This is a genomic window from Chryseobacterium sp. HNCC26DJ238 (assembly GCF_057180465.1).
This window is the reverse complement of the sequence record NZ_JBXUGI010000043.1, coordinates 1-1,734: the sequence shown is the minus strand read 5'-3', so window position 1 is coordinate 1,734 and position 1,734 is coordinate 1. Positions and strand designations below refer to the sequence as shown.

Here is a 1,734-nt window from a genome sequence, read left to right as displayed (position 1 = left end):
GATGATGATTCTACATTACTACCTTACCCTGTAAGAATACAATTCGACAAGGATATCCCAGCTACGAACGAAACAACTGTTATATCTACAGTTACATCCGTAAGAAATCTTCAAAATATCAGAATATCCGGCAAGGGATTAATTAATTTTACTTATCTGCAAGGAAGATCAGACACAAATTATACCCACCCTCAACAGTTATCAAAATTGGATCAAATAAAGCTGATAGATCATTCCGGAAAAACCCTTGAAACTTACCAGCTTTCGTATAGTTCCTTTGAATTCGCTTTATCTGGAAGAGACATTAATGATAAACGATTAGCTTTATCTACAGTAACAAAATATAAATCCAATTCAGAAAAAGATTTTGATTACATTTTTAATTATACTCAAAATACTGACAATGCTACCTTGGGAAAAGACCATTGGGAATGGTTTAATTGTCCTCGTCCTTATGCAAATTTTTTATTAGCTAAAGACACGTCCCCAAATTGTGCTAAAATAAATATCTTAGAAAGCATAAAGCTTCCGAGCGGAGGATTAAAATCTTTTGATTTTGGTTCAAATACATATTCTTCTGATCACACCGGAGCTTCTTTAAACAATTTTGAAGAAAATTTTGACAATTGGGTATACAGTACTACCTCAAATATTAATCTACAAAGTACATTTCCTGTAAATACATATTATAATTTAGGATCAGATTCGCAAAGTAGAATATTAATTATAGAAAAATCTTAAATTTTGAATAATGACGGAGCTATTGGGTTTTTATATTTAGATAAACTGGGAACCAATAATCAGGTCATTCAAAGCAGTGGACTTGAAAACATATATGATAAAGAATTTATATTGGATGCTGGATATACTTATAGATTTAAATTTATATGGACCAACATGAATGATCAAGGCACAGCCAATATCGATTTTGCTTATAAATCAAAAAGTCCTGTGCAGAAACAATGGTTAAACGGAGGCGGAATCAGAATTAACAGTATTAGTTATTTTGATAGGCCTACAGATGCTTTACCTGTGAAAAAAGTCAACTTTTCTTATGCTGATCCAAATAATCCCGGAAAAAGTAGTGGTGCATTAGTTTTTCCTAAACCGATACATCATTATGAATATAATTATTATAATGATTTTGTATATGGGTGTGGTACCAATAACAATTTATGCAAATACCATTATAATAATAATTTTACTATTTATTCATCAGAAAATTTTATTCCTGTTCAGAAAACACAAGGTTCAGATGTGGGCTATCAGAATGTTACGGTTTCAGAAACAAATAAAGGTTCTGTTCAGTATACGTATACATCCCCTATTGACGAACCAAATCCTGATCATGTTACAGGCGCTCCATTTGTGCCAGTAGCTAATTACGATTATAAAAGAGGAATATTGAAGATGGAGCAAAAAAAAGATAATAACAACAGTTTATTATTTACAAACAGTAATCAACACACCATTTATAATACTGATAAGCTTACAGGTATTAGCTTAAGAAACAGAAACTCTCCTTCAACCGAATATTTATATGCAAGCACATTTCCAACATATGAGGGCTATATCAGTACATGTATTTACAATAATAATCCCAACGTTTTAAACAGTGCGTATTGCGGGAACTCTGATCCCATTACGATGATTTCCATTACAAATAATACAGAAATTGTAGGAAAGACAAATCTAAATCATTCTGAAACAACAGAATTTCTAAACGGAAAAACA

At 31.5% G+C, this 1,734-nt stretch carries 2 protein-coding genes; both read left to right on the top strand.

Annotation, left to right across the window (positions count from 1 at the left end):
• A partial coding sequence (locus AC2A07_RS19605) for a hypothetical protein (RefSeq protein ID WP_484051788.1) occupies window positions 1–741 on the top strand: 741 nt, incomplete at its 5' end.
• 3 nt (window positions 742–744) lie between these two features.
• Window positions 745–1,734 (top strand): hypothetical protein (locus AC2A07_RS19600; RefSeq protein WP_484051787.1); only part of this gene is annotated, 990 nt, incomplete at its 3' end.